The following is a 1296-nucleotide window of genomic DNA, read 5'->3' as shown; positions in this document are numbered from 1 at the left end:
TGATAAGCTGCTACAACTCTTTGCCGTAGATCCAAAGAATGGGTTGGCATCTCTTTCTCTCCTTCCTATTGAATGCCTGTACCCTATTTTAAATTAACAGGCTGTAGCATTTATGCTCTTGCAGGGGAGCTCAAAGGGAGAAAGTGGCTGGAGAGAAACTTAATGCCAAGTTTGGAGAGGGTACCTGTTGGATAATGACCAGATTCCTCGGAAGGGGATGTGGGGTAGTTTACGCTTTGATCGGCACTTTCTTCTCTAGCCACTGGGCCACTTGATCAGCCAAATCAACCCCTTCTAACTGGCAGATCTCCCGCAGCATAGTTGGGCTGGTGACATTAATCTCTGTCAGCCGTTCCCCGATGACATCAATTCCAACAAAATAGAGTTTCTCCTGCCGCAGCACCGGCGCCAAAGCTGCGCAGAGGGCCCGTTCTTTTTCGGCAATCTCGGTTTTCTCCACCCGACCCCCAGCGGCCACATTGCCACGGAAATCCCCCTCCCCAGGGATCCGATTGACGGCGCCCAAAGGCTCGCCCTCCAGCAGCAAAATGCGCTTATCTCCCGCTGCTGCCTGCGGCAAATACTCTTGCACCATCACGGGCAGCCGACCGAATTGGGTGCTCAGCTCAATTAAGGAATTGAGGTTTGGATCGCCGGCGTTGATCCGCAGGATCCCTTCCCCACCCTTGCCGCCCAGGGGCTTGAGTACCGCCTGCCCCACCTGCTCGACGAATTGGCGTAGCAAGGCCTTGCTGCTGCTGACGCAGGTACGCGGGATCCACTCTTGGAATTGCAAAGCATAGAGCTTTTCGTTGGCGGAGCGGATCCCGGCAGGATGGTTGAGCACTAGGGTGCGGCGGGGGGAGAGATGATCCAGAAGGTAGGTGGCGTAGAGATAGGCCGCGTCCACCGGCGGATCCTTGCGCATCCATACTGCTTGCATCTGGCTCAAGGGCAACAAGCGCCGTTCTTTGACCTCGTACCAGGGATCCGCTCCTAGATCCAACACAATTTCCTCAACGGATCCCCAGGTTTCCCCTTGATCCCAGTAGAGGTCAGCCAATCCAAGGCAAAAAATGCGGTGGCCTCGTCTCTGCAGCGCCTCCATCAAGGCAACGCTGGTGTCGTGGTTCACCTGCAACTGAGACAACGGATCGACAATGAAAGCTACCTGCATGAATGGTTTGAGCAACGAAAAGCTGCCCTGAGTATGCAACAAATTGGAGCGGATTGCTCCCGGCTAGCAGGCCGGTTCGGCAGTAGTAGAAAGATGAACTACCCCACCGCGTAGGCGGG

The 1296-nt window shown here is 55.2% G+C and carries 1 protein-coding gene; it reads right to left on the bottom strand.

Features of this window, described 5'->3' with window-relative positions; genetic code table 11:
- Positions 1-229: 229 nt before the first annotated feature.
- The gene (gene gshB, locus NW835_RS05845; RefSeq protein ID WP_414365524.1) at positions 230-1177 is read right to left on the bottom strand and encodes a glutathione synthase; all 948 of its coding nucleotides are present in this window, start codon (positions 1175-1177) and stop codon (positions 230-232) included.
- Positions 1178-1296 lie beyond the last annotated feature (119 nt).

Source organism: Synechococcus sp. OH2 (assembly GCF_047462155.1).
Lineage (GTDB): Bacteria > Cyanobacteriota > Cyanobacteriia > Thermostichales > Thermostichaceae > Thermostichus.
This window is presented reverse-complemented; position numbering and strand designations above follow the sequence as displayed.